This window comes from Brevundimonas vesicularis, assembly GCF_044807075.1.
In the GTDB taxonomy this organism is placed as follows: Bacteria; Pseudomonadota; Alphaproteobacteria; order Caulobacterales; family Caulobacteraceae; genus Brevundimonas; species Brevundimonas vesicularis_G.
On record NZ_CP085234.1, the window covers coordinates 3,066,685 to 3,093,383 of the forward strand.

General features: G+C 68.2%; 19 protein-coding genes, 1 tRNA gene, 1 pseudogene and 1 riboswitch. Of the genes and pseudogenes, 8 read left to right on the top strand and 13 right to left on the bottom strand.

Translation table 11 applies throughout. The features are described 5' to 3' along the window. Nucleotides 1-76 precede the first annotated feature (76 nt). The 4 genes from LG306_RS15365 to LG306_RS15380 all read right to left on the bottom strand — a co-directional run bounded on the left by LG306_RS15365 (nt 77) and on the right by LG306_RS15380 (nt 6,489). Nucleotides 77-1,060, bottom strand: coding sequence for a sensor histidine kinase (locus tag LG306_RS15365; RefSeq protein WP_265149657.1), 984 nt, complete (start codon nt 1,058-1,060; stop codon nt 77-79). A gap of 222 nt (nt 1,061-1,282) precedes the next feature. Continuing rightward, nucleotides 1,283-3,922, bottom strand: a complete 2,640-nt coding sequence (locus tag LG306_RS15370; RefSeq protein WP_404416346.1) for a TonB-dependent receptor — start codon at nt 3,920-3,922, stop codon at nt 1,283-1,285. A gap of 203 nt (nt 3,923-4,125) precedes the next feature. Further along, nucleotides 4,126-5,370 (bottom strand): Na+/H+ antiporter NhaA, encoded by a 1,245-nt coding sequence (gene nhaA, locus LG306_RS15375; RefSeq protein ID WP_137721009.1) that lies wholly within the window; start codon nt 5,368-5,370, stop codon nt 4,126-4,128. 174 nt (nt 5,371-5,544) lie between these two features. Continuing rightward, on the bottom strand, nt 5,545-6,489 hold the full coding sequence (locus LG306_RS15380; protein WP_404416350.1) for a retropepsin-like aspartic protease: 945 nt from the start codon (nt 6,487-6,489) through the stop codon (nt 5,545-5,547). Between the two features lie 184 nt (nt 6,490-6,673). On the opposite strand from LG306_RS15380, the gene thrC reads away from it, so the two are divergent. After that, complete coding sequence (thrC, locus tag LG306_RS15385; RefSeq protein WP_404416353.1) at nt 6,674-8,119, top strand: threonine synthase; 1,446 nt, start codon at nt 6,674-6,676, stop codon at nt 8,117-8,119. A gap of 6 nt (nt 8,120-8,125) precedes the next feature. On the opposite strand, the gene LG306_RS15390 is transcribed toward thrC, so the two are convergent. From LG306_RS15390 to LG306_RS15405, 4 genes are all read right to left on the bottom strand, one after another. Next, a complete protein-coding gene (locus LG306_RS15390; RefSeq protein WP_039244733.1) occupies nt 8,126-8,440 on the bottom strand; it encodes a CsbD family protein in 315 nt (104 codons plus the stop codon). 93 nt (nt 8,441-8,533) lie between these two features. Continuing rightward, on the bottom strand, nt 8,534-9,487 hold the full coding sequence (gene thrB, locus LG306_RS15395) for a homoserine kinase (protein WP_404416357.1): 954 nt from the start codon (nt 9,485-9,487) through the stop codon (nt 8,534-8,536). A 4-nt stretch (nt 9,488-9,491) separates the two neighbouring features. Then, nucleotides 9,492-11,243 (bottom strand): Gfo/Idh/MocA family oxidoreductase, encoded by a 1,752-nt coding sequence (locus LG306_RS15400; protein WP_404416360.1) that lies wholly within the window; start codon nt 11,241-11,243, stop codon nt 9,492-9,494. A 102-nt stretch (nt 11,244-11,345) separates the two neighbouring features. Beyond that, nucleotides 11,346-11,486 carry a hypothetical protein gene (locus LG306_RS15405; protein WP_184279405.1) on the bottom strand — a complete coding sequence of 47 codons (141 nt, stop codon included), beginning with the start codon at nt 11,484-11,486 and terminating at the stop codon, nt 11,346-11,348. Nucleotides 11,487-11,673: 187 nt separating this feature from the next. Then, nucleotides 11,674-11,790, top strand: a riboswitch (SAM riboswitch). 75 nt (nt 11,791-11,865) lie between these two features. Between LG306_RS15405 and LG306_RS15410 the strand changes: the two genes are divergently transcribed. The 5 genes and pseudogenes from LG306_RS15410 to galE form a co-directional block, all read left to right on the top strand. Further along, nucleotides 11,866-12,918, top strand: coding sequence for a homoserine O-succinyltransferase (locus tag LG306_RS15410; protein ID WP_404416364.1), 1,053 nt, complete (start codon nt 11,866-11,868; stop codon nt 12,916-12,918). Continuing rightward, nucleotides 12,915-14,096: a cystathionine gamma-synthase gene (metB, locus tag LG306_RS15415; protein WP_404416367.1), complete on the top strand. Its 1,182-nt coding sequence runs from the start codon at nt 12,915-12,917 to the stop codon at nt 14,094-14,096. The genes LG306_RS15410 and metB overlap by 4 nt, the downstream gene beginning before the upstream one ends. Before the next feature lie 52 nt (nt 14,097-14,148). After that, nucleotides 14,149-14,223 (top strand) — tRNA-Glu (locus tag LG306_RS15420). 216 nt (nt 14,224-14,439) lie between these two features. After that, a complete protein-coding gene (locus tag LG306_RS15425; protein ID WP_112861311.1) occupies nt 14,440-14,706 on the top strand; it encodes a hypothetical protein in 267 nt (88 codons plus the stop codon). A 78-nt stretch (nt 14,707-14,784) separates the two neighbouring features. Continuing rightward, nucleotides 14,785-15,729: pseudogene (gene galE, locus LG306_RS15430) on the top strand (UDP-glucose 4-epimerase GalE); the annotation flags it as partial. 55 nt (nt 15,730-15,784) lie between these two features. Here galE and LG306_RS15435 read toward each other — a convergent pair. From LG306_RS15435 to LG306_RS15450, 4 genes are all read right to left on the bottom strand, one after another. Then, on the bottom strand, nt 15,785-16,729 hold the full coding sequence (locus LG306_RS15435) for a hypothetical protein (RefSeq protein WP_404416371.1): 945 nt from the start codon (nt 16,727-16,729) through the stop codon (nt 15,785-15,787). 4 nt (nt 16,730-16,733) lie between these two features. Beyond that, on the bottom strand, nt 16,734-17,894 hold the full coding sequence (carA, locus tag LG306_RS15440) for a glutamine-hydrolyzing carbamoyl-phosphate synthase small subunit (RefSeq protein WP_404416374.1): 1,161 nt from the start codon (nt 17,892-17,894) through the stop codon (nt 16,734-16,736). Between the two features lie 97 nt (nt 17,895-17,991). Continuing rightward, the gene (locus tag LG306_RS15445) at nt 17,992-20,229 is read right to left on the bottom strand and encodes a glycoside hydrolase family 3 N-terminal domain-containing protein (RefSeq protein WP_205681693.1); all 2,238 of its coding nucleotides are present in this window, start codon (nt 20,227-20,229) and stop codon (nt 17,992-17,994) included. Between the two features lie 420 nt (nt 20,230-20,649). Then, nucleotides 20,650-21,429, bottom strand: a complete 780-nt coding sequence (locus tag LG306_RS15450; protein ID WP_404416377.1) for a ZIP family metal transporter — start codon at nt 21,427-21,429, stop codon at nt 20,650-20,652. Between the two features lie 67 nt (nt 21,430-21,496). Between LG306_RS15450 and proB the strand changes: the two genes are divergently transcribed. Both proB and LG306_RS15460 read left to right on the top strand, forming a co-directional pair. Next, nucleotides 21,497-22,654: a glutamate 5-kinase gene (gene proB / locus LG306_RS15455; protein WP_404416380.1), complete on the top strand. Its 1,158-nt coding sequence runs from the start codon at nt 21,497-21,499 to the stop codon at nt 22,652-22,654. Further along, nucleotides 22,651-23,913, top strand: a complete 1,263-nt coding sequence (locus tag LG306_RS15460; protein ID WP_404416383.1) for a glutamate-5-semialdehyde dehydrogenase — start codon at nt 22,651-22,653, stop codon at nt 23,911-23,913. The genes proB and LG306_RS15460 overlap by 4 nt, the downstream gene beginning before the upstream one ends. Nucleotides 23,914-24,091: 178 nt before the next feature. Here the strand turns inward: LG306_RS15460 and LG306_RS15465 are convergent, their stop codons facing one another. After that, complete coding sequence (locus tag LG306_RS15465) at nt 24,092-26,503, bottom strand: membrane-bound PQQ-dependent dehydrogenase, glucose/quinate/shikimate family (protein ID WP_404416386.1); 2,412 nt, start codon at nt 26,501-26,503, stop codon at nt 24,092-24,094. Between the last annotated feature and the right edge of the window lie 196 nt (nt 26,504-26,699).

A 26,699-nucleotide genomic window follows, 5' to 3' on the forward strand; every position in this document is an offset into this window, starting at 1 on the left:
AAAATGAGTGTCTAGCAAAAGGCCCGGCGGAGCGATCCGACCGGGCCTTTCTTTGGACGCTGTACAGTTTGGCGGTCTAGGGCGTGACCGGCGCGCTGGGCCAGGACAGGCGGGCGATCGCGCCGGGCATGGCGGACCGCAGCGACCATTCTCCGCCGAGCTGTCGCGCCAGGGCCGTGATGATCCGCAGGCCCAGGCTGGTCGGTTCGGCGCCCGTGTCCTCAGCGACTCCCACGCCGTCGTCGGCGACGGTCAGGGTTCGCACCACTCCGTCGTCGCACAGAGCGATCGTGATCCGGCCCGGCCGGTTTGGGAAGGCGTGCTCCAGCGCGTTGTTGACGCATTCCAGCATGATCAGGACCACAGGCGTGGCTTCCTCGGCCGACAGCACCACTTCGCCAGCCGAAATAGAGACTGCAACGTCGTCACGCGCGGCCGCCGTCAGCGCATCGTCGACGATCGATCGCGCCACATCCTGAAAGGCGGTGGTCTGTTGTTCAGCGTCAGCCAGACTGCGTTGGATGCGGGCGACCAGTCCCGTGCGGGCCGAGGCGTCGGACAGGGCTTTTTTCGCGCCAGGATCGACGGCGGCGCGCGCTTCCAGCTTCAGCAAGGCGCTGACTACCTGAATGTTGTTGGAGACACGGTGCTGCACTTCCCGGAGCAGGATGTCGCGGCTTTCCGCCAGGGCGGTGCTGCGCTCGACCTCGCGCGCCAACCTGGCCGACGCCTTGTCCATGCCGACGATGAAAAAGATGTCGACGGCGACGACGAACGCGTAAAAGCCGATGGCGACGAAGGTCGCGACGCCCAGGTCGAACCCCGGCGGGCCGATCCAGAACCACCAGGCCGACAGGCCCGACAAGGTCGCTGTCAGAATGGCCGGACGCAGGCCGGCATAGAAGGCGACCAGCACGACGGCCGGAAAGAAGGTCAGATAGGGAAAGCCCGGCGGAAACCAGGGCGCAAGCCCATAACGCAGCCCAAAGGCGACGGCCCAAGCGGCGATCGCAAAGGCGTAACCACGCCAGATTGGATGACGAAGCGCCTGATGACGCATAGGATTCCTCAATGGACGCCAAGCGTCGGAGAACCCGTGTATCGAGCAGCGAAAGCGCCGCGTCCAGCCCAGCTTGGTGACCAAAGCGGGTTAAAATGACGGTACCAGCAGGCTGGCGTACGTCCCACGACCGTCCGTTGCTCTGTCAGCCAGTCCATCCAAGAAAAAGGGCCGGCCGGTTTCCCGGTCGGCCCTTGGTCGTTCAGCCTTGGAGGCCGGCGATCAGTATTTGACCTTCAGCGTCACGCCGTAGGTGCGCGGGGCGCCGAGGTAGGCGTTATACGTCGCCGTATCGGTGGCCATATTGTAGTAGGTGCCGTCCGCCTGCGGCGTCGTGGTGTTGGTGAAGGCCGTACCCTGCAGCGGCGCGGCGAAGCCGACCTGGGTGTATTCTTCCTGCAGCAGGTTCTGGCCCCAGACCTCCAGCGTCCAGCGTTCGTCCGCCGACCCGATCGAGACCCGGCCGTTGACGACGGTGAAGGCGTCCTGGTTCTTGTACGGCAGCAGGTCCGAGCCGGTGTTGTATTCGGTCGAATATTTGGCCGACAGGTTGAAGCCGCCGCGCAGGCCGCCGCCCAGTTCGCGGTCGAACGCCAGGGCGCCGGTCAGCGACCATTCCGGAGCGAAGGACGCACGCGCGCCCGGCAGCAGCGACAGCTGCGGGAAGCGGCCGGGGCTGGACAGGTCGCCGGCGCCGAACTGGCCGTATTTGGCGTCGGTGTAGGTCACGCCGCCCTGGAAGCTCAGGCCCTCCACCGGGGTGAACCAGACCATGTCGGCGTCGACGCCGCGCGAGGTCAGTTCCGGGATCGATTCCACCACGAAGGCGGTGCCCAGGAAGGTGTTCAGCTGGAAGTTCTCGAACTTCTGGTCGAAGTAGGTGACGTTCAGCAGCATGGTGCGGTCGAACAGGGTCGTCTTGACGCCCGCTTCATAGCTGTCGACGGTTTCGGCCTTGAAGAACAGCGAGGCGTCCGGCGTCACGCCCGTCTGCACCCGGTCCATATTGTAGCCCGCGCCCTTGTAGCCGCGCGCATACGAGCCATAGACCATGATCGACGGATTGAAGCGGTAGGACGCCTTGATTGTGCCCGACAGGTCGGTGTCGCTGAATTTCTCCTGGATCCGGCGACCGTCGTACTGCGGGTTGGACCAGGGCAGGCACAACAGACCGAGCGCAGCGGCCGGCGTGGCGACGTTGGCGGTGCCGGGGATCGGCGACACGGTGCGGTTGGCCGGGTTCTGATTAGCCAGGGCGCCGCCGCAGGCCGCGCCGTTGGTGCCCAGGTTGTCCTGGATGCCCAGCAGGCGCTTGCTGTCATAAGTGTAGCGCAGACCCAGGTTGATATCGAAGGCCTCGGTCACCCGGTAGGTGTTGTTGGTGAAGACAGCGACCGATTCCGAACGCTGCGAATAGTGGTCTTCATAGGCCTTGCCGACGCCGAAGGTCGGGGCGGCCGCGCTGGGCGGCACCGCGCCGATCACGCACAGCGGCTGACCCGCGGCCGCGCCGGCGGTGCCGACCAGGAAGCCGTTGGGATTGGTGAAGCAGCCCAGACGCGTTGCGCTGGGGCCGCCCACGGCCGCCGGCAGGGACGCCGTCAGCAGCAGGGAGGCGAAGGCGTTGTAGTCCGAGCCATAGACATAGCTGTCGTCGCGATAGACGCCTTCCTTGGTGGCGAACAGACCGACCAGCCAGTCCAGCTTGTCGGACGTGCCGGCCAGGCGGAACTCCTGCGTCAGGTTGTCGACGCCGTAGCCGTTCGAGCCGTCGTTGGCGCGGTACAGGATGTCGGCGCCGGTGTAGTCCGTGTCCATCCCCTGCTGGAACGACCAGTCGCGCCACGAGGTCTGCGACGTCAGGGTGGCGTTGATGCTGGGGAAGTCGATGGTCGCTTCCGCCGACAGACCCATGTCCTCGATCTCTTGCGGCGTCTCGCGGTTCGAATAGGCCAGGCGCGAGAAGGGCACCGTGCCGAAGCCGGCGACCGGCGGACGCTGGCCCGGGCCGTTCGGCGCGGTCAGGGCGGCGATGAAGGCCTGGGTCGGGCCGACGCGCGTCTGCACGGCGACGCAGCAGTATTCCTCGCGCTTGGTGTAGTCGGCGATCAGGCGCACCGAGACGTCGTCGCTGGGCAGGATCAGCAACTGACCGCGCGTGGTCCAGTAGTCCTGGTTCTGGTCGTCCTTGCGGGTGTTGGGGCCGTCGCCGTTGTTGACGTCGTAGAAGCCGTCACGCTCGCGGTGCGCGACGAACAGGCGACCCGCGATCTGGTCGGTCAGGCCGCCCGTGACCGAGACCGAACCGCCGATGGCGCCGAAGTTGCCGCCGGTCAGTTCGCCCGAGATCGACGGATCGAACGACGGACGCTCGGTGATGATGTTGATGACGCCGGCCGAGGTGTTCTTGCCGAACAGGGTGCCCTGCGGGCCCTTCAGGACCTCGATGCGGCTCAGTTCGCCCAGATCGCCGAAGCCGACCGAGTTGCGCGAGCGATAGACGCCGTCGATCACCACGCCGACCGAGCTTTCCAGGCCGGGGTTGTCGCCGACGGTGCCGGCGCCGCGAATACGGACGGTGGTCGAGGCTTCCGACTGGGTCGAGGTGACGGTCATGCCGGGCGTCAGGATCTGCAGATCCTTGATGTCCTGCACGCCCGCGCCGTCCAGGACTTCCTGCGACAGGGTCGTGACCACGATCGGCACGTCCTGCAGGCTCTGTTCGCGCTTCTGGGCGGTGACGATGATGTCGTCGACGCTGGCGGGCGCTTCCTGCGCGGCGGCGACGCTGGCGAAGCCCATGACGGCGGCGCCGATGACGGCGGCGGACACGGTTGTCCTGAGTTGAAGATTGCGGCGCATCGGCGTCCTCCCGGCTGAAGTTGCGACGCCATTGGCGATCGCAGCGTTTCCTGTTCCCTCGACGTCCCCTACGCGGGGGATCATTCGTTGGGGACAGGCTAAGCGCGGTTCGGGCCGACCGACAAGCGAGCGTTGTTACCCGCGACCATTTTTCGACGTGGATTCGCCTTTGTGTGTCGAGGAAGCGACAGAAAACCCTGACGCTAGGTCAGTTTTTGCCCGTCTTTCGGCCCCAGCGGCTCCACTTCAGGGTGCAGGGCGGCGGGATCCATCTGGCGGCCCCGACCGGCGAAACCCAGCACCAGGGCCGCCGCGATCGCCGACAGGATCGAGCCGCCGATGACGCCCAGTTTGACCTCGACCTGTTCGGGCGAATCGACCGCGCCGGGGAAGGCCAGAACGCCGATGAACAGGCTCATGGTGAAGCCGACCCCGCACAGCAGGGAAACGCCATAGACTTGCAGCCAGCTGGCGCCCGTCGGCCGCGCGCCGATCTTCAGCGCCGAAGCCAGCCAGGCGGCGCCCAGGACGCCGATCTGCTTGCCGACGAGCAGGCCCAGGGCGATGGCGATGACCAGGGGCGCGAACGCCTGCTCCATCGACAGACCGGCGAAGGAGACGCCCGCCTTGGCGAAGGCGAACAGCGGCAGGACCAGGAAGGCGTTCCAAGGGTGCAGATCGTGCATCGCCTCCTTCAGCGGGCTCTGGCCGTCTTCGGCGCGGCCCTTGATCGGCACGATCATGGCGAAGGCCACGGCGGTGAGCGAGGTGCTGAGCCCCGACAGCACCGTCAGATACCAGACCAGGGCGAACCCCAGCACCCAGAAGGGCGCAGGGATGCGGATGCGGTGCGCCGCGACCGCGCCGACGGCCAGCGCGCCCAGCGCCCAGAACAGCGGCGTCCAGTTCGCGCCCTCGCTGAACAGCACGGCGATCAGCGCGATGGCCCCGAGGTCATCGACGATGGCCAGGGTCAGCAGGAAGACCCGCAACGATGACGGCAAGCCCTTGCCGACGAAGCCGAAGATGGCCAGGGCAAAGGCGATGTCGGTCGCCAGCGGGATGGGCCAGCCGGCGTGCGGCGCCCCGATGGCGCCGGACAACAGCAGATAGACCGCCGCCGGCCCCGCCATGCCGCCGAGCGCCGCCAGCACCGGCGTGGCCAGTTTGCGCGGGTCGCTCAGTTCGCCGCGCACGATCTCGTATTTGATCTCCAACCCCACGACGAGGAAGAAGATCGCCATCAGCCCTTCCTTGATCCAGTCGGAGATGGTCTCCTCGAGCCGGATCGGGCCGATCTGAAGCACGTGATAGCTCTTCAGCCAGGCGAAATAGTCGGCCGACCAAGGCGAGTTGGCCACCAAGACGGCGGCGATGGCCGCCAGGGCCAGGGCCGAGCCGGATGCGGCCTCGGTCTTGAGGAAATCGAGTGTCAGTTTGCGCGCCACGGCGGCCTCCTAGCGAACGGAAGTTTCGTCGTGACGCCAGGTTATCGACGGGCGTCGGACCGGATTCGCAACCTTCGATCAGTGCGCCGGCCTGGCCGCGCACGCGACCTGATAGCTGGCGGCAGACTAGAGGATCAGAGCGGCCAAGCCAACCGTTCGACGCGCTTTGGCGACCTAGCCGACGGTGATTTCCATCGGCCGTTCGACGAAAAGGCCCGGTCCGCCCAGGTCCAGCGCAAGCCGGCGGTTCTCGAAGGCGGCCATGCCGATCAGGGCCTTGGGGAAGCCGGGCACCGCGACGTCGTCATAGATGGCGACCGCTGCCTGACGATACAGTTCGTCGCCGATGGTCAGGGTGCGCACGACGACCGTCTCGGCGCGCACCGTGCCGCCAAGGACGATGCTTTGACCCGGCGTGCGTTCGCGCCCGTCCAGCAGTCCGGCGGCCTCGGCGGTCTCGCGCGTGACGGCCAGCACGGCCGAGGCGCCGGTGTCGATCACCGCATTGACCGTCGCGCCTTCCAGGGTGATGCCCGCCTGCAAGGCCTTGCCGGCCCGCGTCACCGGCACGGGCTTCAGCGACGATGGCGGCGTCCAGCCCTCGCGCGGCAGGAACCGCACCCGGTGCTCGGCCGTGTCCAGCTCCAGCACCAGTTCGCGCAGCACGTCCTGCCCCAGGATCAGCGCCGCACCCAATCCCTGATCGCTTGCCAGCGGCCCCAGGCCGAGGATCGCCGCGCGCAATCCGGTCAGCCGCAAGCCGCCGATCGCCACATCCAGCGTCGTCCCGCGTCCGACCTGGGCGTCGCCGCCGACGCCGTAAGCCACCATCGGGATGTTGAAGACGTTGGTCAGGCCCAGCCGCTCGACCAGCGACCGGTCGATGACCGAATACTGCGCCCCGGAATCGATCAGGGCCCGCACCGGCTGTCCGTTCACCGCCACCTCGACCGTCGGGGTCGGCGCGCGGGGCTCGGCATAGGGCAGCCAGCCGCTGGAGCCGTTCGCCGCGAAGGCGACCGTCGGCCCGCGCCAGACCACATGGTCGCGCAGCCACCAGGCCCCGCCCACGCCGCCGGCGACCAGCCCCAGCCGGATCAGAAGATCGCGTCGTCTCATGGTCGCAGACATGGACCGTCGCAGCGATCCGCGCCAGCGGGGCGATGTCGCAACTGCTCTCGCCGGGCCGGCGCCGTCGATGTCGGCGCGGCAAAAACATGCTGCTCAACCCCCACTTCTACGCCCAGACAAGGATTGCCGGGCCACAGCCCGCGAAAACCCGACAAAATCATCCAGAAAGCGGGTGACGCCGCCGCCCCGTCTGGCTACGACCATCGGCGTCATGAGCACCTCCAGCGCCCGCTACGTCTCGACCCGAGGCCAAGTTTCGAACTTGGCGCCCGAAACCGATTTCACCGACGCCCTGCTGCGCGGCATCGCGCCGGACGGCGGCCTCTATATGCCGACCGCCTGGCCCAGCCTGTCGCCCGACATCTGGACCGGCAAGCCCGACTACAAATCCATCGCGCTGCAAGCCATCGCCCCCTTCATCGGCGACGCCCTGCCCGACGGCGCGCTGGAGCGCGCGCTGGACCGACTGACCGCCGGGTTCGACCATCCGCTGGTCACGCCTCTGGTCGAGCTGGAGCCGGGCCTGTTCGTGCTGGAGCTGTTCCACGGCCCGACCGCCGCCTTCAAGGACCTGGCGATGCAGCTGGTCGCCAGCCTGACGGACGAGGCCTTGGCCGCGTCGGGCGAGCGTCTGACCATCCTGACCGCCACCTCAGGCGACACCGGCGCCGCCGCCGTGCGCGCCTTCGCCGGCGCCAAGTCCGTCGATCTGGTGGTGCTCCACCCGCTGGACCGCGTCTCGCCGGTTCAGCGCAAACAGATGACGACGGTCGAGGCCGACAATGTCCTGAACCTGGCCGTGCGTGGTGATTTCGACGACTGCCAGCGTGTGGTGAAGGGCTTGCTGGCCGACGAGGCACTGCGCGAACGCGGCCGCCTGTCCTCGGTCAATTCGATCAACTGGGCGCGGCTCGCGGGCCAGATCCCCTACTATGTTTCCGCGACAGCACAGCTGGGCGGGGCCGCGACCTTCGTCGTGCCGACCGGCAACTTCGGCGACGCCTTCGCCGGCATCGCCGCCACGAAGATGGGCCTGCCGTCGAACGGCTTCGTCGCCGCCGTGAACCAGAACGACGCCCTGGCCCGCGCCCTGCATGACGGCCTATATTCACGCCGTCCGGCGGTCGAAAGCGGCAGCGTCTCCATGGATGTGCAGGCGCCGTCCAACTTCGAGCGGCTGGTGTTCGAGGGGACGGGCCGCGACGCCGAGGCGACGCGCGTGGTGTTCGAAACCTTCGCCCGCGACGGCGCCATCGCCTTCGATCCGGACCTTCTCGCCGCCCTGCGCACGCAGGTCTCGGCGGTCTCCATTGACGAGGATGAGACGCGCGCCAAGATCGCCCACGCCTATGAGGCCTGGGGCCGTGTCGTGTGCCCGCACACGGCCGTGGCGCTGGCCGCCGCGCGACGGCAGGACCGCTCGAAAGGCCCCGTCGTCGCCCTGTCCACCGCCCATCCGTCCAAGTTCGGGGACTTCGTCTCGAACGTCCTGGGCTTCGAACCCAAACCCGCAAAGGTCATCGCCGCCCTGGGCGAGAAGCCTGAGCGGTTGACGATCGTCGATGGGACGATGGAAGCGGCGCGTGACGCCGTGGCGGCCTTTTCAGGCCGCCACTAAAACGTCTTAGCGACGACCGCCGCCCGTCAGGGCGCGCAGCAGAAGCAGGCCGACGCCGGCGACCGACAGGGTCGTGACCAGCGGACGCTTGCGCGCCTCGGCGGCGACGGTGCGGGCCTTGTCGCGGTAGTCGGCGGGGACCTTCTCGACCAGGCGATCGACCGAATCCATCGCCTTGCCGAAGGTTTCCAGCGAGCGGCCCTTGGCGTCGTTATAGGCGCCCTCGACCTGCATCTTCTGGTCGCCGACCAGCTTGCCGACGCCTTTTTGGAACTTGCCTTGCGCCTGCGAGGCGGCGCCGTTGATGGTTTCGTCAGTCATGATCTTCGTCCTCGGGGAGCGGCGGACTTCGCCGTTGCACCATCAAAATCCCGGCCAAGCTTTCGGTTCCAGCGACGAAGTCGCGCAGGCGCCTCAGGCCGGTTCTGTCGCGCGCCAGTGGTCCATCCGACGCAGGAAGACCGCCGGATCCTTGGGCGTCACCAGATTGGCGGGATCGTGAAAAATGCGGTCGTGCAGCCGCGTCACGGTGAAGCGCAGGGCCGCCGCTTCGCCCAGACGCGGCAAGGCCTCCCGCTCGGCGGCGCTCAGCGGCCGCACGGACTCATAGCCGCGCTGGAACGCCGCCAGCGCGTCCGGCATGGCCCGCCCCTCGGCGTCGAAGCCCCAGGCCGACAGGGCGATGGCGAGGTCATAGGCGAAGGCGCCGGTGCAGCCGAAATAGAAGTCGATCACCGCCGACACGGCGCCGTCCTCGAACAGCACATTGTCGGGGAAATAGTCGGCATGGATCGCCCCGCCCGGTAGATCGGCCGTAAAGGGATCGCCCAGCCGCGCCAGCGTCCCTTGGACCTGTCTAATCAGCGCGCGATCCGCGTCGGACGCCCCCCCTTCTCCCTCGACGCACCGATCGACCAGCCGACGCCACATGGCCGGTCCGACCGGATTATCCCGTCTCAGCTCGAAGTCCGCCGCCGTCAGATGAAGCCGCGCCAGCACCGCCCCCGCCGCCGCCTGATCGGCCGATGACGGCGTGCGCAGCCAGGCGCCGGTCTTCCATTCGATCACCGCCGCCGCCCGGCCGTTGAACCGCCCGAGCCATCCGCCCGTCCGGTCCTCGATCGGCGTCGGGCAAGGAAAGCCGCGCGCCGCCAGATGCGCCGTCAGCCCCAGGCAGAAGGGCAGCGAGGCCTCGTCCGTCCGCCCCTCGAACAGGGTCAGCACAAACCGGCCCTGCGTCGTATCCAGTCGATAGTTGGTGTTCTCCACCCCTTCGGCGATGGCCGTCAGTTCGACCACCTCGCCGATGTCGTAGCCGGCCAGGAAGGCCTTGGCGTCGGCGATGGAAACGCGGGTGAAGACGGCCATGGGCTTAGTTTAGGCCCGCATCGGCGCGCCGTGCACGCACGATCTCGGCCAGGTCCGCCATGATGCTCTCGGTCGTGGCCCAACGCCCGGCGCCCCGGCCCCGACAGCGCCACACGCGGCCGTCGGCGCCATAGACCTTCAGCGCGTTGCCCTCGCCGCGCAGGGTCGAGAATAGCGGGTCGCCATGGTCGGCGTTCAGCGACACCGACGGGCGGATCACCCCGTCCTTCAGATGGGCCGCGCCGATCTGGCGCACGCCGCCTGCGGCCGAGGTCGCCTCGGTCAGGCAGTCGCGCGGCACGTCGCCGTCGGGCGAACGGCCGAACGCTTCGTGGCACAGCAGCCGCACCTTGGCCGCCGCATCCAGACCTTCCAGATCCGAGGACGGGTCCTCCTCCGCAAAGCCCGCCGCCCGGGCGTCCGCCAGGGCTTCGTTGAAGGCCGCCCCGTCGCCCAGCCGCTCCAGCATGAAGTTGACCGTGCCGTTCAGCACCGCCTCGAAGCCGACCACCTCGCCGGCCGCGCGGGCCGCGCGGACCGTCTCGATCATCGGCGATCCGCCGCCGACCGAGGCCGACCAGAAGATGCGCCGCCCATTGGCTTTCGCCAGTTCTTGCAGCCCGCCCGGATCGCGGCTGACCGCCTGCTTGTTGGCGCTGGCGACATCGCAGCCGGCCTCGAGCGCAGCGCGGATCACCGCATGGCCCGCCTCGCCTTCCGACAGGGCCTCCAGCACGATGTCGGGCTTCTTGGCCCACAGGTCCGCCGGGTTGGAGGTGAACAACGAAGCCGGACAGTCCACGTCGCGGGCCTTTCTCGGATTGCGCACCAGCACGCCCACGACTTCGTAGCGGGGATCGTCGAGCAGCTTGCCCAGCACGCCGCCGCCCACGACGCCGCATCCGGCGACAGCGACCTTCAGTGGCGGCAGGGCGGGCGCCGGGCCGGGCGGCGCCGACTTGTCGCCGATGACCGTGCCGTCGGCGCGGTCCAGGGCCGCCACCTCGATCTCGACGCCCCGGCTTTCGCCCAGGTCGATGGCGTCATGCTGGACCAGGGCGCCGCCCAGCTTGCGCGCCACATCCCAGGAGGCGCGGCGATAGCGCAGGGCCGGGGCCGTCTTGTCATTGGGGTCGTGGTCGTAAAGGCCGTCCACATCCTTGACCAGCCGCACCTTCTTCAGCCCCAGCTCAGCCGCCAGGAAGACCGCCGTCAGGTCCGATCCGCCCCGTCCCAGCAGGGCCACCTTGCCGTCCGGCCGCACCGCGCCGAACCCGGGCACCACCACCACCTCGTGCCGATCCAGCGCCTGTTTCAGATGGTCGGGTCGCAGGCCGCAGGGGCGCGAATGCTCCGGCTCGCCCTCCGCCACGATGCCCAGTTCGCGGACCGACAGGGCGCAGGCGTCCAGGCCGATCCGGTCGCAGGCGATGGCCACCAGGGCCGCCGACTTCTCTTCGCCCAGGGCCACATAGCCGGGCAGCAGGTCGTTGGAATGGGCCAGGCCCAGCGCCCGCGCCTCGCCCAGCAGCCGGTCCGTCGCTCCGCCGAAGGCCGAGACCACCGCCACCACCTTTCGCCCCGCCCGCACATGGCCATAGACGGCCGAGGCGACCAGCGGGGCCTCGGCCGGGCTGCGCAGGATGGACGAGCCGAACTTCAGCACCACCACCTCGGGCCCAACCAAGTCGGGTGAAGGCTGACTGCTGGGGTCGAGGCTTTCGGATTTTTCTACGACGGCGAGTTGGGCGGACATCGGGGTTCTCGGGAAAGGTCGGGATGGGGTGGGGTGAAATGAAAAACCCCGCCTGGCGGACCGGGCGGGGTTCGGGTTCTGCGGTTGCCGGGGTTCGGCGCGCTAAACTCGTCCCGCCCGTTCGGGCATGGTGGTGGTGCCGGTGGTGCCGCCGATAATCGTGCCGCCGAGGGTCATGCCGAAACGCGTCGCGGCGAGGCCGGCGACGGTCGAAACTTCGGCGATGAGCGAGCGCTGTTGCACAGGGCAGGTCCAGTTGAAATCTGGGCCTAGGGTGATCGGACGACCCCCGCCCTGTCAAGTCGGATTGGATGATTTTTTCACGACAAGGCGCTTATGGTGCGTTTTCACCCTCTTGTAGTCGACCCAAGCCGTCAATGAGGTTGAATTTTTCGCTTGACCGGCGCCGCCCGTATCAGCAACGTAAAGTCACTCATCAAGACCAGCCGAGGGATTAGGCCCTTTGACGCTGGGGCAACCATCGGGTCTCACAGCTCGAAACGGTGCCAACTCCTGCGGGGTCCTTCGGGGTCGCGAGAGATGAGTGGAGCATCGACGAGACGACGCTCCACACTCTGTCACCGCATCGAGACTTGCTGAGCGAGAACGATGCGGAACGACGATGACCCTGGCCGAAACCACCCTGCTCGAAGACCCCGACTGTCTCCGCGCGACAGCCCTTACTCCTGTCCGCGAACCGACGCGTGAGCGCGGCGGCGCCCGCGACGTCATCGTTGCCATTCCCGCCGACTTCCGCCTCGCCTCGGGCGAACAGCTGAACCAGCCCAATATCGTCGGCCGCCTGCATGGCCGGATCGGCGCTCCCGTCGTCGTCGTCGCCGGCGGCATCTCGGCCGGCCGCTTCGTCCACCGGACGGAGACCAACGGCCTGGGCTGGTGGTCGGGCGCCGTTTCGGTGCGCGGGCCCATCGACCTGAGCCGGCTTCAGGTCCTGGCCGTCGATTTCGCCCCCGGCGCCGAGTTCCTGGATGCGCCCGTCACCATCACCACCCAGGATCAGGCCCGCCTGCTGGCCCTGGTGCTGAACCATCTGAAGATCGAGCGCGTCGCTGCCTTCGTCGGCTGCTCGTACGGCGGCATGGTCGGCCTGGCCTTCGCCGAACTGTTTCCCGACTGGGCCGAGCAGCTGATCATCGTGTCGGCCGCCCACCGCGCCCATCCCCAGGCCACCGCCTGGCGCGGCATCCAGCGCCGCATCCTGCAGTTCGCGGTCGCCGCCGGCCGTCCCGAGGAGGGCGTCGCCCTGGCCCGCGAACTGGCCATGACCACCTATCGCACGGCCGAGGAGTTCGACGACCGCTTCGACACCACCGCGCCCGCAGCTGTCGGCGGCGCCTATCCCGTCTGCGACTATCTGACGGCGCGGGGCCAGGCCTACCGCACCCACACCACCCCGGCCCGCTGGCTGTCGATGTCCGATTCCCTGGATCGCCATAGCGTGACGCCGGAAGCCATCACCACCCCCGTCACCCTGATCGGCTTCACCTCCGACCGTCTGGTGCCGATCGACGACATCCGCGAACTGGCCGCGCGGTTGCCGACCCTGTGGCGCTTCGTCGAAGCGCCCTCGCTATATGGCCACGACGCCTTTCTGAAGGAGGACGCCTTCGTCGGCGACATCCTCCGCGCCGCCCTGAAGGATATCAAAGCATGACTTCCCGTCCCGCCAATCCGCACACCATCGCCGCCCGCACGGGCGTGGATACAGACACGGCGCACGGCGCGGTCATGCCGCCGCTGTATCTGTCGTCCAACTATTCCTTCGCCGGCTTCGATCAGAAGCGGAAGTACGACTACAGCCGTTCGGGCAATCCCACCCGCGACGTGCTGGCCGAAACCCTGACGGAGCTGGAGGGCGGCGCCGGCTGCGTCATCACCGCCACCGGCATGGCCGCGGTCGATCTGCCCCTGACCCTGCTGGAGCCGGGCGACCTGCTGATCGCGCCGCACGACTGTTACGGCGGCACCTGTCGCCTGCTGAACGCCCGCGCCAGGAAGGGGCATTTCGAACTGTTGCTGGTCGATCAGGGCGATCCCGTCGCCTTCGAGGCCGCCCTGGCCCTGAAGCCGAAACTGGTGCTGGTCGAGACCCCGTCCAACCCGCTGCTGCGTCTGGTCGACGTCGCCGACATCTGCACCCGCGCCCATGCGGCGGGCGCAAAGGTCGTCTGCGACAACACCTTCCTGTCGCCGGCGCTGCAAAACCCGATCAAGCTGGGCGCCGACTTTGTAGTCCACTCGACGACCAAGTTCATCAACGGCCATTCCGACGTGGTCGGCGGCGCCGTCATCTCGGCCGACGCCGAGGATCACCAGACCCTGGCCTGGTGGGCCAACTGCACCGGCGTGACCGGCTCGCCGTTCGACGCCTATCTGACCCTGCGCGGCGTGCGCACTCTTTTCGCGCGCATCGAGCGGCAGCAGGCCACGGCGGGCAAGATCTCCGAAAAGCTGGCCGCCCACCCGGCGGTCACGGCCGTCCACTATCCGGGTCTGAAGTCCCACCCCAACCACGCCCTGGTCGCGGCCCAGCAGGCCGGCCCCGGCGCCATGCTCAGCTTTGAGCTGCAAGGCGGTACGGACGCCGTGCGCGATCTGGTCGAGACGCTGGAGATCTTCACCCTGGCGGAATCGCTGGGCGGCGTCGAAAGCCTGATCGCCCACCCCGCCACCATGACCCACGCCGCCATGACGCCGGAACAGCGCGCGACGGCCGGCATCGGCGACGGCCTGGTGCGCCTGTCGGTGGGTCTGGAGCATGTCGAGGATCTGATCGCCGACCTGTTCCCGGCGCTGGACGCCCTCGTGCCCGCAACCGCCGCGGCCGCATAACTTTTTGCTTGCAGGAGGGGCCGAACCGGGGCAAATGCGCCGCCCCGGCCGCGGTCCCTTCGTCTATCGGTTAGGACGTCAGGTTTTCAACCTGAAAAGAGGGGTTCGACTCCCCTAGGGACTGCCACCGGCGGCGTCTTTTCAGCGCCCTTACCGGACATCGTCGAGCGAACGCTCCGACCCCGGATTAAGATTTCGGTAACTATTTTGTCCGGAAACGGGCAGTAAGTCTTTCGATTCACGGACTTTTTTCGGACGCACTCAGGAACTATCCACAGGGACTGTGGTTAACCCATCGTTAGCTCGGCGCAGAAGCGCCTCTCCCTCCTGCACCGAGATCCTTATGTTTATCGCCATCGCCCGCCCGGCGGTGGAGCCCAAAGGCCCCGACGCCGTCGCCGTCCCCGGCTCTCCCGCCATCGCCGAACTGTCGCCCCGCGCTCTGCATGCGCGTCTTCTCGAAAACGCCGCCCTGCGCCGCCTGCGCGGACTGGAGCGCCGCAGAGAGCAGCGTCTCGAAGACGCCGACTACTGGCTGCATGCCGCACCGATCGCCGTCCGGAAAGCCAGCGCCCTGCGCGAAGAACGCAGTTTCGCACCGATCCCCTGACAGTCGCCACACACCTCTGAATACACACGCAGGTGATTTGGGGTTGATTTACCGACCTTCGGTATCCGACAAGAGCGGATGGGCGAAGTCGGATCGGCGCTGACATCTGCGAAGGCGATCCTGGTCACGGGCGGCGCGGGCTATATCGGCGCTCATGTGTGCGAGGCCCTGGCGGCCGCCGGCTATCGACCCGTCACCTACGACAACCTGTCAACCGGCCGGCGCCGTTTCGTGCGCTGGGGGCCGCTGGTCGAGGGCGATGTCTGGGACGCGGACAAGGTGCGCCACACCCTGATCGCCCACGACATCAGCGCCGTCATGCATTTCGCCGGCTCGTCCGTGGTGCCTGAATCGGTGCGCGCGCCGCTGGACTACTATCGCAACAATGTCGGCGGTCTGTTCGGCCTGTTGGGCGGTATGCGGGAAGCGGGCGTGAACCGGCTGGTCTTTTCCAGCACCTGCGCCGTCTATGGCGATCCCGGCGACGATCCGATCACGGAGGCGACGCGGCTGGCCCCCGTCACCCCCTATGGACGCTCCAAACTGGGCTGCGAACAGATCCTGTCGGACGCCAGCGCAGCGCACGGGCTGAACGTCATCGCGCTGCGTTATTTCAACGCCAGCGGCGCTTCGGCGTCAGGCCTGATCGGCGAAGATCGGCCAGTCGAGACCCATCTGATCCCGCGCGCCATGATGGCCCTACGCGGCCAGATCGACGATTTCGCCGTTCATGGGACCGATTATCCGACGCCCGACGGCACGGCGGTGCGCGACTATGTCCACGTCTGCGACCTGGCTCGGGGCCATCTCGCCGCCCTGACGCAGTTGCTCGGCGACCGACGCGGCTTCTTCGCCTGCAATCTGGGCGCCGGCCGAGGCCATTCGGTGCGTCAGGTGCTAGAAGCGATCATGGCCCACAGCGGCCTTCGACTGCCCGACGCAGCCGGAGCGCGCCGCGCGGGCGACCCGCCGCATCTTGTGTCGGACATCACTCTGGCCCGTCAGGTGCTGGGCTTTGCGCCACGCCAGTCGGACCTGCCTTCCATCGTCGCCAGCGCCTGGGCCTGGCACCGCCGGCTCAACGCAGTTCGGGCATCCGGCGGCGCAGCGAGGCTTTCAGCTTTTCGATCTTCTGCCCCGCCGACTTGGGCCTTACCCGCCGACGCAGCTCCAGCCCTCCACCCCACAGCGCATGAACCGGCGCTTCAAGATGCGGATGGCGATCATGCTGATGGACGATGGGGCTGACACTGGCGTCGGGATTGACGACCTTGCCGCCTTCGAACTTCAACGTCTCGCCCGGCGTCAGGCCCAGGGTCGCCACGCGCCCGTAGTTTGGGCGCACGCTCATCGCCGTCAGACCCTGATGAATCGCCATATTGAAGGCCGCCTGATCGGCGCCGAACGCCCCGCCGATCTCGGATCGCGGCGTCGCCGCCAGCGACAGGATCAGCCGTGACAGGCGCGAGACCTCGGCGCGCGGCCCGACGATGGTGCCGACGCACAGACAGGCCTTATCGGCCAGCTGCCGCGCCTGCGCCTCGCCGAACAGGGCGCGCAGATACTTCATGTTGAAGGCGTGATCGGCCAGCGGCGTCTCGGCCTCGACATAGGCCTCAAGCCCCTCGGGCGCCGGATCGAAGGGCGGCGCCTGAAAGATCACGTCGCGCACGTCGCAGGCCAGGGCGGCGCCGGGTCGGTCGCCCAGCAGTCCGGCGAAGGCCACGAACCGCTGCATCACCGGATGCGGCGCCCATCCGCGCCAGACCGGCGCATCGACGGCGGTCACCCGATGCTGGGCCAGAAAGGCGCGCAAATCCGGTTCGGCGTCGACCACGAGGGCCACAGGACCCTCGAATACGGCCCGCAACGACAGAACGAAGGGCGCGATGTCGGCCGCGTCGTATCCGGTCGCATAACCCACCACGACATCGCCGTCAGGCAGGGGCGTAAACCGGCGAGCGACCTCGAACGCCTCGGCCAGCCAGTCCAGATAGTCCGACCGAACCGCGCCCTGCTTCATGGCCTCAGCGCTCGCCCATCAGATCGGCGAACCGGTCGAACAGATACAGGCTGTCGGTCGGGCCGGGCGAGGCCTCGGGGTGGTGCTGGACGCTGAAGATCGGCTTGTCCTTGACGGCGATGCCGCAGTTGGTGCCGTCGAACAGGCTGACGTGGGTCTCGGTAACGGCGTCGGGCAGGCTGTCGCGATCGACGGTGAAGCCGTGGTTCATCGACACGATCTCGACCTTGCCGGTGGTCAGATCCTTGACCGGATGGTTGGCGCCGTGGTGGCCCTGATCCATCTTCACCGTCTTGGCGCCGAGCGCCAAGGCCAGCATCTGGTGGCCCAGGCAGATGCCCATCAACGGCTTGCCGCTGGCGACCAGTTTCTGGATTTCAGGCACGGCGTATTCGCCCGTCGCGGCCGGATCGCCCGGACCGTTGGACAGGACCACGCCGTCGGGATTGCGGGCCAGAACCTCTTCCGCCGTCGTCGTCGCGGGGACCACGGTGATGCGCGCGCCGGTCGAGGCCAGGGCGCGCAGGATGTTGCGCTTCACGCCGTAATCGATGACCACCACGTCCTTGCGGCCTTCGGTCTTGGGGTGACCCTCCGGCCAGCCCCACAAACCCTCGTTCCATTCGAACGCCTGAAGCGTCGAGGCGGGCTTGGCCAGGTCCAGACCGACCAGCCCGGTCCAGCCCCTGGCCTGGGCCACCAGGGCCTCCAGGTCGAAGCTTCCGTCCGGGTCGTGGGCGATGACGGCGTGGGGCGCGCCCTTGTCGCGGATGATCTTGGTCAGGGCGCGGGTGTCGACGCCGGCCAGCGCCACGACGCCGCGCCGCTTCATCCAGTCGTCAAAACTGGCGTCCGAGCGATAGTTGGCCGGATCGGTCGGAACGTCGCGGAAGATGGCGCCGCGCGCCGAGGTGTCGGACCCGCCGCCCATCTGCTCGATGTCTTCGACATTGGTCCCCACATTGCCGACATGCGGGAAGGTGAAGGCCAGGATCTGGCTCATGTAGGACGGGTCGGTCAGGATTTCCTGATAGCCGGTCATGGCGGTGTTGAAGACCACCTCGCCCAGGGCCGAGCCGACGGCGCCCACTCCGATGCCCTGCAGGATCGTGCCGTCCGCGAGCGCGAGAACGCCGGTGGCGCCCGGAAGAATCTTCGTCGTCATGGGCGCGCTCCTAAAATCGAATCCGGCCGATACGAAGGCCGAAGGCAAACGGCGGCGTCGTTAAGCCCTGCCGCCTGCCCCGTCAACGTGGCGCGCGTCACCGCCCGTCGGTGATCGACGCCGGACCGATCAGCTGGAACGTCGCCTTCGCCCCGCCTTGGGCGTGCGGCGCCAGCCAGACGTCGAACAGACCGGGCTCGATGCGCCAGGTCTCGTCCGCGCCGATGAAGCCCAGCTGACGGGCGTTCAGGGTGAAGCTCACCTTCGTGCTCTGGCCCGGCTTCAGCGACACGCGCTTGAAGTCTTTCAGCAATCGGCCCGGCTGGGTCAGGCTGGCGACCCGGTCGTGGATATAGAGCTGCACCAGCTCCTCGGCCGGATGCGATCCGGTGTTGGTCACGGTCACGGCCAGGTCCAGCGTGCCGGCCCAGGCCAGCTTGTCGCTCTCCATCTCGACCGGCCCATAGCTGATCGCGCCATAGGTCAGGCCATAGCCGAAGGGATACAGCGCCGTATTGGTCGTCTCGCGATAGCGGGCCTTGTATTCCTCGCTCGCCAGATCGGGATTGGCCGGGCGGCCGGTGGTCTTGCGGTCGTAGGAATAGGGCTGCTGGCCCGACTTGTGCGGGAAGCTGACCGGCAGGCGCGCCGACGGGCCGTGATCGCCGAACAGGACGTCGGCGACAGCGTGGCCCATCTGTTCGCCCAGGAACCAGGTCACGACGATGGCCTGGGCGTTCTTCACATTGCCTTCCAGCGCAAGCGCCCGGCCGTTCCTCAGCAGGATGACCATGGGCTTGCCCAGCGCCGCCATGGCGTCGACCAGGGCGACCTGCGGCGCGGGCACCACGATCTCGGTGCGCGACTGGGCCTCGCCCGACATATTGGTCGCCTCGCCGATGGCCAGGACGATGACCTCGGCGTCGCGGGCGGCGGCGACGGCCTGCTCGATCCCGCCGTCCAGCGGCGTCTCGACACCCGAACCGCGTGCGAGGGTCAGGTTCTGCGGATCGCTCATGGCCGCGCGGAAGCCGGCTTCCAGCGAAACGCGTCGCTCGGGCGCGCCCCAGATGGTCCACGGCCCCCAGATATTGTCCACGTCGTCGGCGAACGGGCCGACCAGGGCGATCTTCTGGCTCTTCTTCAGCGGCAGCAGGCCGTTGTCGTTCTTCAGCAGCACGACCGACTTGCGGCCCGCCTCGCGCGACAGCTCGACGTGTTCGCGCGACCCGATCACCGCCTTTTCACGCACCGGATCGGTGCCGCGATAGGGATCGTCGAACAGGCCCAGCGCCGCCTTGGTGTTCAGGACGCGACGCACCGCCTCGTCCAGCCGCGCCATCGACACCTCGCCCGAGGCGACCAGGCTGGGCAGATGTTCCAGATACAGGCCCGACACCATCGACACATCGACCCCCGCGTTGAAGGCCAGGCGGGCGGCGTCGCGGCCGTCCTCGGCGAAGCCGTGGGCCACAAGCTCCTGCTCGGAGGTGTAGTCGGAGACGACGAAGCCCTCGAAGCCCCATTCGCCGCGCAGGATGTCGGTCAGCAGCTTGCGGCTGCCCGACGCCGGCACGCCGTTGACGTCGTTGAAGGCGCTCATGATCGACAGGGCGCCGGCGTCCACCGAGGCCTTGAACGGCGGCAGGAAGACCCCGCGCAGCGTCTGCTCGCTCATGTCGGTGGTGTTGTATTCGACCCCGCCGACGGCGGCGGAATAGGCGGCCATGTGTTTGGCGGTGGCCAGGACCGCGTCACGGTCGTCCAGACCCTTTTCGCCCTGGAAGCCGCGCACGCGGGCGGCGGCCAGCAGGTTGTTCAGCAGAACGTCCTCGCCCGCGCCCTCGACGTTGCGGCCCCAGCGCTGGTCGCGCGCCACGTCCACCATGGGGGCGTAGGTCTGGTGAACGGCCGACGCCGCCGTCTCGACCGCCGCCGCCCGCGCCGTGCGCCGCGCCAGCTCGGTGTCGAAGGCCGCCGCCTCGGCCAGGGGCACCGGGAAGATGGTCGACAGGCCGTGGATCACGTCCGCCGCGAACAGCAGCGGGATCTTCAGCCGGCTCTCCTCCATCGCCACGCGCTGGATGCGGCGGCCCGCCTCGGCGCCGATACCGTTGAACAGCGACCCGACCTTGCCTTCGCGGATCAGGGCCGTGACGCGCGCGGGATCGCCCGTGCCGTCCAGAGGATTCACCGCCGTCGGCATCCAGCGGAACGGATCGGCCAGCAGGTTCAGCTGGCCCGCCTTCTCCTCGACCGTCATGGCCGCGATCAGATCCTCGATCTTCTGGCGGTGGCGGGCGACGGTGCGGGACGCTTGGGCGGAAACAGGCATGGGGAACACTCCGGCGCCCATCAGGGCCAAAAGCCCCAGGCCAGACAAGAAATTTCTACGGGAAGCCGCAGGCTTGAGAGGTCGCGTCATTTAGGCTGGCGCTCCTTTCGGGGGACAATCGAGCAGCGAAGCGAGAGGCCTAGCCTCTCGGCCCCGACGGCTTCAACCCCCGCCTGCCATGTAAATCGATGTAACGGACACTGGGGCGGTCAAGGTCGGTTTCAGCGTCGTGAACGACATGACCGCCATTACCCTGTCGTCATTTCAGGGCTGAGCGCAGCGAAGAACCCGGAACCCAGGGCCACAGTCGCCACGCCAAATGCGTTGCAGGTCGGACGACATCCTCCTGGCTTCCGGGTTCGGCCTGTGGCCGCTCCGGAATGACGACTGCGGACAGGACCACTGCCCGCCTCGCCCCCATCATCCCAGGGCGATGTCCAGGAACATCATACCGACCAGGCCGATCATCAGGCCGATCATGGACCCCTCGCCCTTGGACTTCTCGCGGGTCTCGGGAATGATCTCGGCGGTGACGACATAGATCATGGCTCCCGCCGCCAGGCCCAGGCCCCACGGTAGGGCGCCGGGCAAGAGATCGACCACGCTGGCCCCGATCAGCCCGCCGACAGGCTCGACCAGGCCCGAGGCCAGCGCCGCCGCGAACGCCGGCCAGCGGCCGTATCCCAGGGTCGCCATCGCCGCCGACACGGCCAGACCCTCAGGCATGTTCTGGATGCCGATTCCGAGCGCCGTCGACAGGCCCTGATGCATGTCGCCGCCGCCGAAGCTGACGCCCACCGCCGCGCCCTCGGGGAAGTTGTGCAGGGTGATGGCGATGATGAACAGCCAGATACGCCGCGACAGGTCGCGCGATCCCGCCGGTCCGATGGCCAGCATGTCCACCGGCGCGAACCGGTTCATCAGGCCGATCACCGTCGCCCCGATCAGCACCGCCGCCCCCATGACGCAGGCCGCCGCCGCCTGGCTGGCCCCGCCCGCCTGCAACACGTCCACGCCGGGAATGATCAGCGAGAAGAAGGAGGCCGCCAGCATGACCCCGGCGGCGAAACCGAGCAGGGCGCTCTGGGTCTGCACCCCCGCCTTGCGGAAGAACAGCAGAGGCACGGCGCCCACCGCCGTCATCATGCCCGCCGCCAGACTGCCCAGACCGCCTGCGGCGATGGGGGAAAGGGATTCCATCATTCGTCTGCATTGCGGCGCGACGCGGCAAGAGACAAGCCTGAACCGTGGCGTTAGAGAAAGCTTCATGTCCCAGCGCGCCGCCCTCCCCGTCGGCCCGAACGCTGCGTCGGCGCTGGGCGCCGCCCGGCGGGTCGTGGTCAAGATCGGATCCTCCCTGCTGATCGACGCGGCCACGCGCCAGCCGACGCGCGACTGGCTGGCGGCCGTCGCCTCGGACCTGGCGGCGCTGAAGACCGAGGGGCGCGAGGTCATCGTCGTCTCGTCCGGTTCGATCGCCCTGGGCCGGGGCCGGTTGCCCGCGCTGGGCGCACGGCTGGAGGACAAGCAGGCGGCGGCCTCGGTCGGACAGTCGCTGCTGATGGCGGCCTGGTCCGGGGCTCTGGACCCGCACGGCCTGATCGCGGGCCAGGTTCTGCTGACGCGCGACGACACTGAACGCCGCCGTCGCTGGCTGAACGCCCGCGCCACTATTCAAGCCCTGCTGACCCACGGCGTCATCCCCATCGTCAACGAGAACGACACGGTGGCGACCGAAGAAATCCGTTACGGCGACAACGACCGGCTGGCGGCGCGCACGGCCCAGCTGGCGCGGGCGGACCTGCTGGTCCTGCTGTCGGACGTGGACGGTCTTTACACCGCCGATCCGCGCCGCGATCCAAACGCCGCCCATCTGCCCCTGATCGAGACGCTGAGCCCAGACATCCTGGCCATGGGCGGGGGCGCCAACGCCGATGCCGGCGTCGGAACAGGCGGCATGGCGACCAAGCTGGCGGCGGCCCAGATCGCCCGCTCGGCCGGATGCGCCACCATCATCGCCTCGGGCCAGACCCTGTCGCCGCTCAGCGCCATTCGCGACGGCGCGCGCGCCACCCTGATCGCCGCCCCCGACGGGCCGATGGCCGCTTACAAACAGTGGATCGCCGGCAGCCTGTCACCAACTGGAACCCTGACGCTGGACGCCGGGGCGGTCACGGCGCTGAAGGCAGGCAAGAGCTTGCTGCCTGCCGGGGTGACGGGCGTGTCCGGCGGCTTCGAAAAGGGCGACTGCGTGCGTCTGATCGACCCCGACGGTCGCGCCGTCGGGGTGGGGCTGGCCGCCTACGCCGCCGACGAGGCCGCGCGCCTTCGCGGCCGACGCTCGGACGAGATCGAGACACTGCTGGGCTATCGCGGGGCCTCGGTTCTGATCCACCGCGACGACATGGTGCTGGACGACCGATGACCGACCTGAAGACCCGAATGCTCGACCTGGGCCAGCGCGCCCGAACCGCAGCCATGCTCTTGCGCGAAGCCCCGGCCGCCGCCCGCACCCGCGCGCTGGAAAGCCTGTCCGCAAAACTGACGGCCGCCGAACCAGCCCTGCTCGCCGCCAACGCGCGCGATGTCGAGGCCGCCCGCGTGAACGGCATGACCGAGGCTCTGATCGACCGGCTGTCGCTGAGCCCCGCCCGTATCGCCGGCATGGCCGAGGCGGTGGCGACCATCGCCGCCGTGCCCGATCCGCTGCGCGTCGAGACCGAACGCTGGACCCCCGCCAACGGCCTCGACATCGCCCGCGTCCGCACCCCGATCGGCGTGCTGGGCGTGATCTACGAGAGCCGCCCCAACGTCACCGCCGACGCCGCCGCCCTGTGCATCCGCTCGGGCAATGCAGCCATCCTGCGCTGCGGCTCGGACTGTCTTCAGTCCTCCCTGGCCATCGCCGCCCTGATCGCGGAAGCCCTCGCCGAGGCTGGCCTGCCCGCCGATGCGGTGCAACTGGTCGACACCCCCGATCGCGAAGCCGTGGGCCTGATGCTGACCGGGCTGAACGGCGCCATCGACGTCATCGTGCCGCGCGGCGGCAAGAGCCTGGTCGCCCGCGTCCAGGCCGAGGCGCGAACGGCCGTGCTCAGCCATCTGGAAGGTCTGAACCACACCTATCTGCATGAGGCGGCCGATCTGGAGACCGCCCGCGCCATCGTTCTGAACGCCAAGATGCGGCGTGTCTCGGTCTGCGGCGCGACCGAGACCCTGCTGGTGGACCGGGCGGCGGCCCAGCGCCTGCTGCCCTCCGTCGCCGCCGACCTGATCGCCGCCGGTTGCGAACTGCGCGGCGACGAAGCGGCCTGCGCCCTGGTCCCCGCCATGACGCCCGCGACCGAGGCCGACTGGACCACCGAATATCTGGCCCCGATCCTCGCCGTCCGCGTGGTCGACGATCTGGACGCCGCGGCCGACCACATCGCCCGCTACGGCTCGGGCCATACCGAGGCCATCGTCACCACAGACGCCCAGGCCGCCGAACGGTTCGCCGCCAAGGTCGACAGCGCCATCGTCCTGATCAACGCCTCGACCCAGTTCGCCGACGGCGGCGAGTTCGGCTTCGGCGGCGAAATCGGCATCTCCACTAACCGTCTCCACGCCCGCGGGCCGGTCGGGGCGGAGCAGCTGACCACCTACAAATATGTCGTGCGCGGCCAGGGCCAGATCAGGCCGTAGGTCGCGCACGCTCTCCCTCCCCGTTCGGGGAGGGTGGCTGAGCCGAAGGCGAGGCCGGGTTGGGGCGGCAGGCGACATCCCGCTGAACGAGAAAAGGCGGCTCGTTTCCGAGCCGCCCCCACCCGGTCGCTGACGCGACCACCCTTCCCCGCTGGGGGAGGGAGATTGGTGCTTCGTCTCAGCCGCGCTTCGGCAGCGCATAGGCGATGACATAATCGCCCTCCGGCGTTTCCATGAAATGATGGCCAGCGGCGACGATCACCAGATACTGGCGGCCGTTCTGCTCGTAGATCATCGGGTTCGCCTGGCCGCCGGCGGGCAGGACATCGGACCAGACGGTCTTGCCCGTCTCGATATCGATGGCGCGGATCAGGTCGTCGGTCGCTGCGGCGATGAAGATCAGGCCGCCCGCCGTGACCACCGACCCGCCGTTGTTCGGCGTGCCGATCTCCAGCGGCAGCATCGAGGGGATGCCGAACGGGCCGTTCTTGCGCGCCGTGCCGAACGGACGGTCCCACAGGGTCTTGCCGCTTTGTACGTCGATGGCGCGGATGCCGCCGTACGGAGGCTCCTTGCACAGCAGGCCGGTGAAGGGCATCCGCCAGCCGGCGTTGACGTCGATCGCATAGGGCACGCCCATCTGCGGATCGCCCGCGCCCTCGGCCTTGGCGCCTTCGCCCGTTGTCTCGGCCTGATATCGAGGGTCGTCGCGGGGGAACCAGCCCAACTTGTTCGCCTCGGCGCGCGGCACCAGCCGGTTGTAGTTGGGCATGTCGTTATAGTTGGCGATGATCACGCCGCGACGCGGATCCAAGGCAACGCTGCCCCAGTCCGAACCGCCGTTGTAGCCCGGATATTCGATGAAGCGACGGTCGGCGGTCGGGGGCGTGAACTGGCCCTGATACGACGCCTTCTTGAACTGGATGCGGCAGATCATCTGATCGATCGGCGACATGCCCCACATGTCGACTTCGCGCAGGTCAGGCTTGGCCAAGGTATTGAATAGCGAATAGGGCTGGGTCGCCGCGCGCTGGGCCGGTTCGACGCCGCCGCGCGGGGCCAGACGATCCTGAACGCCGTGCAGGGGCTGGCCCGTGCGGCGATCCAGCACGAAGATCTCGCCGCGCTTGGACGGCAGGATCACCGCAGGCGTCACGCCCCCTGCGGTCGGCATGTCGACCAGCGTCACCTGCGAACCCAGGTCATAGTCCCAGACGTCGCGGCGGACGGTCTGATAGCTCCAACGCGGCTTGCCCGTGGTGACGTCCAGCGCGACCAGGGCGCTGGAATACTGGTTCTCCTGAGGCCGGCGCAGCGACGAATAGTAGTCGGCGGCCGAGTTGCCCATCGGCAGATAGACCAGGCCCAGGGCTTCGTCGCCCGTCGCCGTCGTCCACATGTTCGGGGTGCCCGGCGTATAGGTCTGACCGGCCGGCGGGGCGGTGGTGATGTCGGGGCGCATCATGTCCCAGGCGAAGCGCAGCTGACCGGTGACGACGTCATAGCCCTGGATGACGCCCGAGGCGTTCCAGCGTTTCTGACCGTCCAGCACTTGGTGGCCCGTGACGATGACGCCGCGGACGACGACGGGCGGCGAGGTGATCGAAACCATGCCGGGATAGGGATTGCCGATCCCTTCCTTGATGCTGACGGCGCCGTTGGTTCCGAAGGCGGGGCAAGGCACGCCGGTGCGCGCATCGACCGCGATGATCCGGCCGTCCAGCGTGCCTTCGATGATGCGCGTCGCACAGGGCTGGGCCTGGTCGGCATTGGGCGCGGCGTAGTAGGTCACGCCCCGGCAGGCGGCGGTGTAGGGGATCTGCTCGTCCGCCACCTTGGGATCATAGGTCCACTTCTGCCGGCCGGTATTGGCGTCCAGGGCGAACATCCTGTTGCGACCCGAGCAGAGATAGACGGTGTCGGCGATCTTCAGCGGCGTGGTATCGGCGCCGAACCGTTCGCCGGGCAGATCGCCGGTGCGGAAGGTCCAGGCCCGCTCCAGCTGTCCGACGTTGGTCTTGTTGATCTGGTTCAGCGGCGAATAGCGCTGGGCCGCGTCCGATCCGCCATAAGCGGGCCAGTCCATGCCGGCCTTGATCAGGGCCGGGTCGCCGAACGGTCCGCGCGCGCCGGGCACCGGGCTGTCGACGCCGGGCGCATTGATCTGACCCACCACCAGGCCGAACACCACCGTCAGCACCGCCAGCCCGAGCGCGCCGAGGCCCGCCGTCTTGCCGCCGCCGCGCGACCGCAGAACCGGCAGCGTCGCCAGCACCAGGAACATCAGCACCAGCGGCCCGATCAGGCGGGGGATCATGGCCCAGCCGTTCAGGCCCTTCTCCCAAAGAGCCCAAATCACCGTGGCGACGAAGACCGCGCCATAGAGCCAGGCCCCGCGCACGTCGCGCCAGACAAGCAGAAGGCCCGACACGATCAGCGCCAGGCCTGCAATCAGATAATACCAGGAGCCGCCCAGCATCGCGAGCTGAACGCCGCCGACCGTCAACACCAGACCGATCACGGCCAGCAGCACCCCGAGCACCAAGGTCAGCCATCCCCCAAGGCCGGTCGGGGTTGTCCATCGGGGCATGGGCGCACTCTCTGTGGTCGGCTGAAATCAGCTCAGGAAACGCCTCGACGCTACGCTGGTTCCTATTGTCGCACCCCTGGAACAAAATCCTGTTGCGGCGCAAACGGTTCACATCAGCAACTTTTGACGACGAAACGCGCTCGGCTGGATGATTTATTCTTTTTGTTCCGCTGAGAACGCCTCGCGGCAATAATAT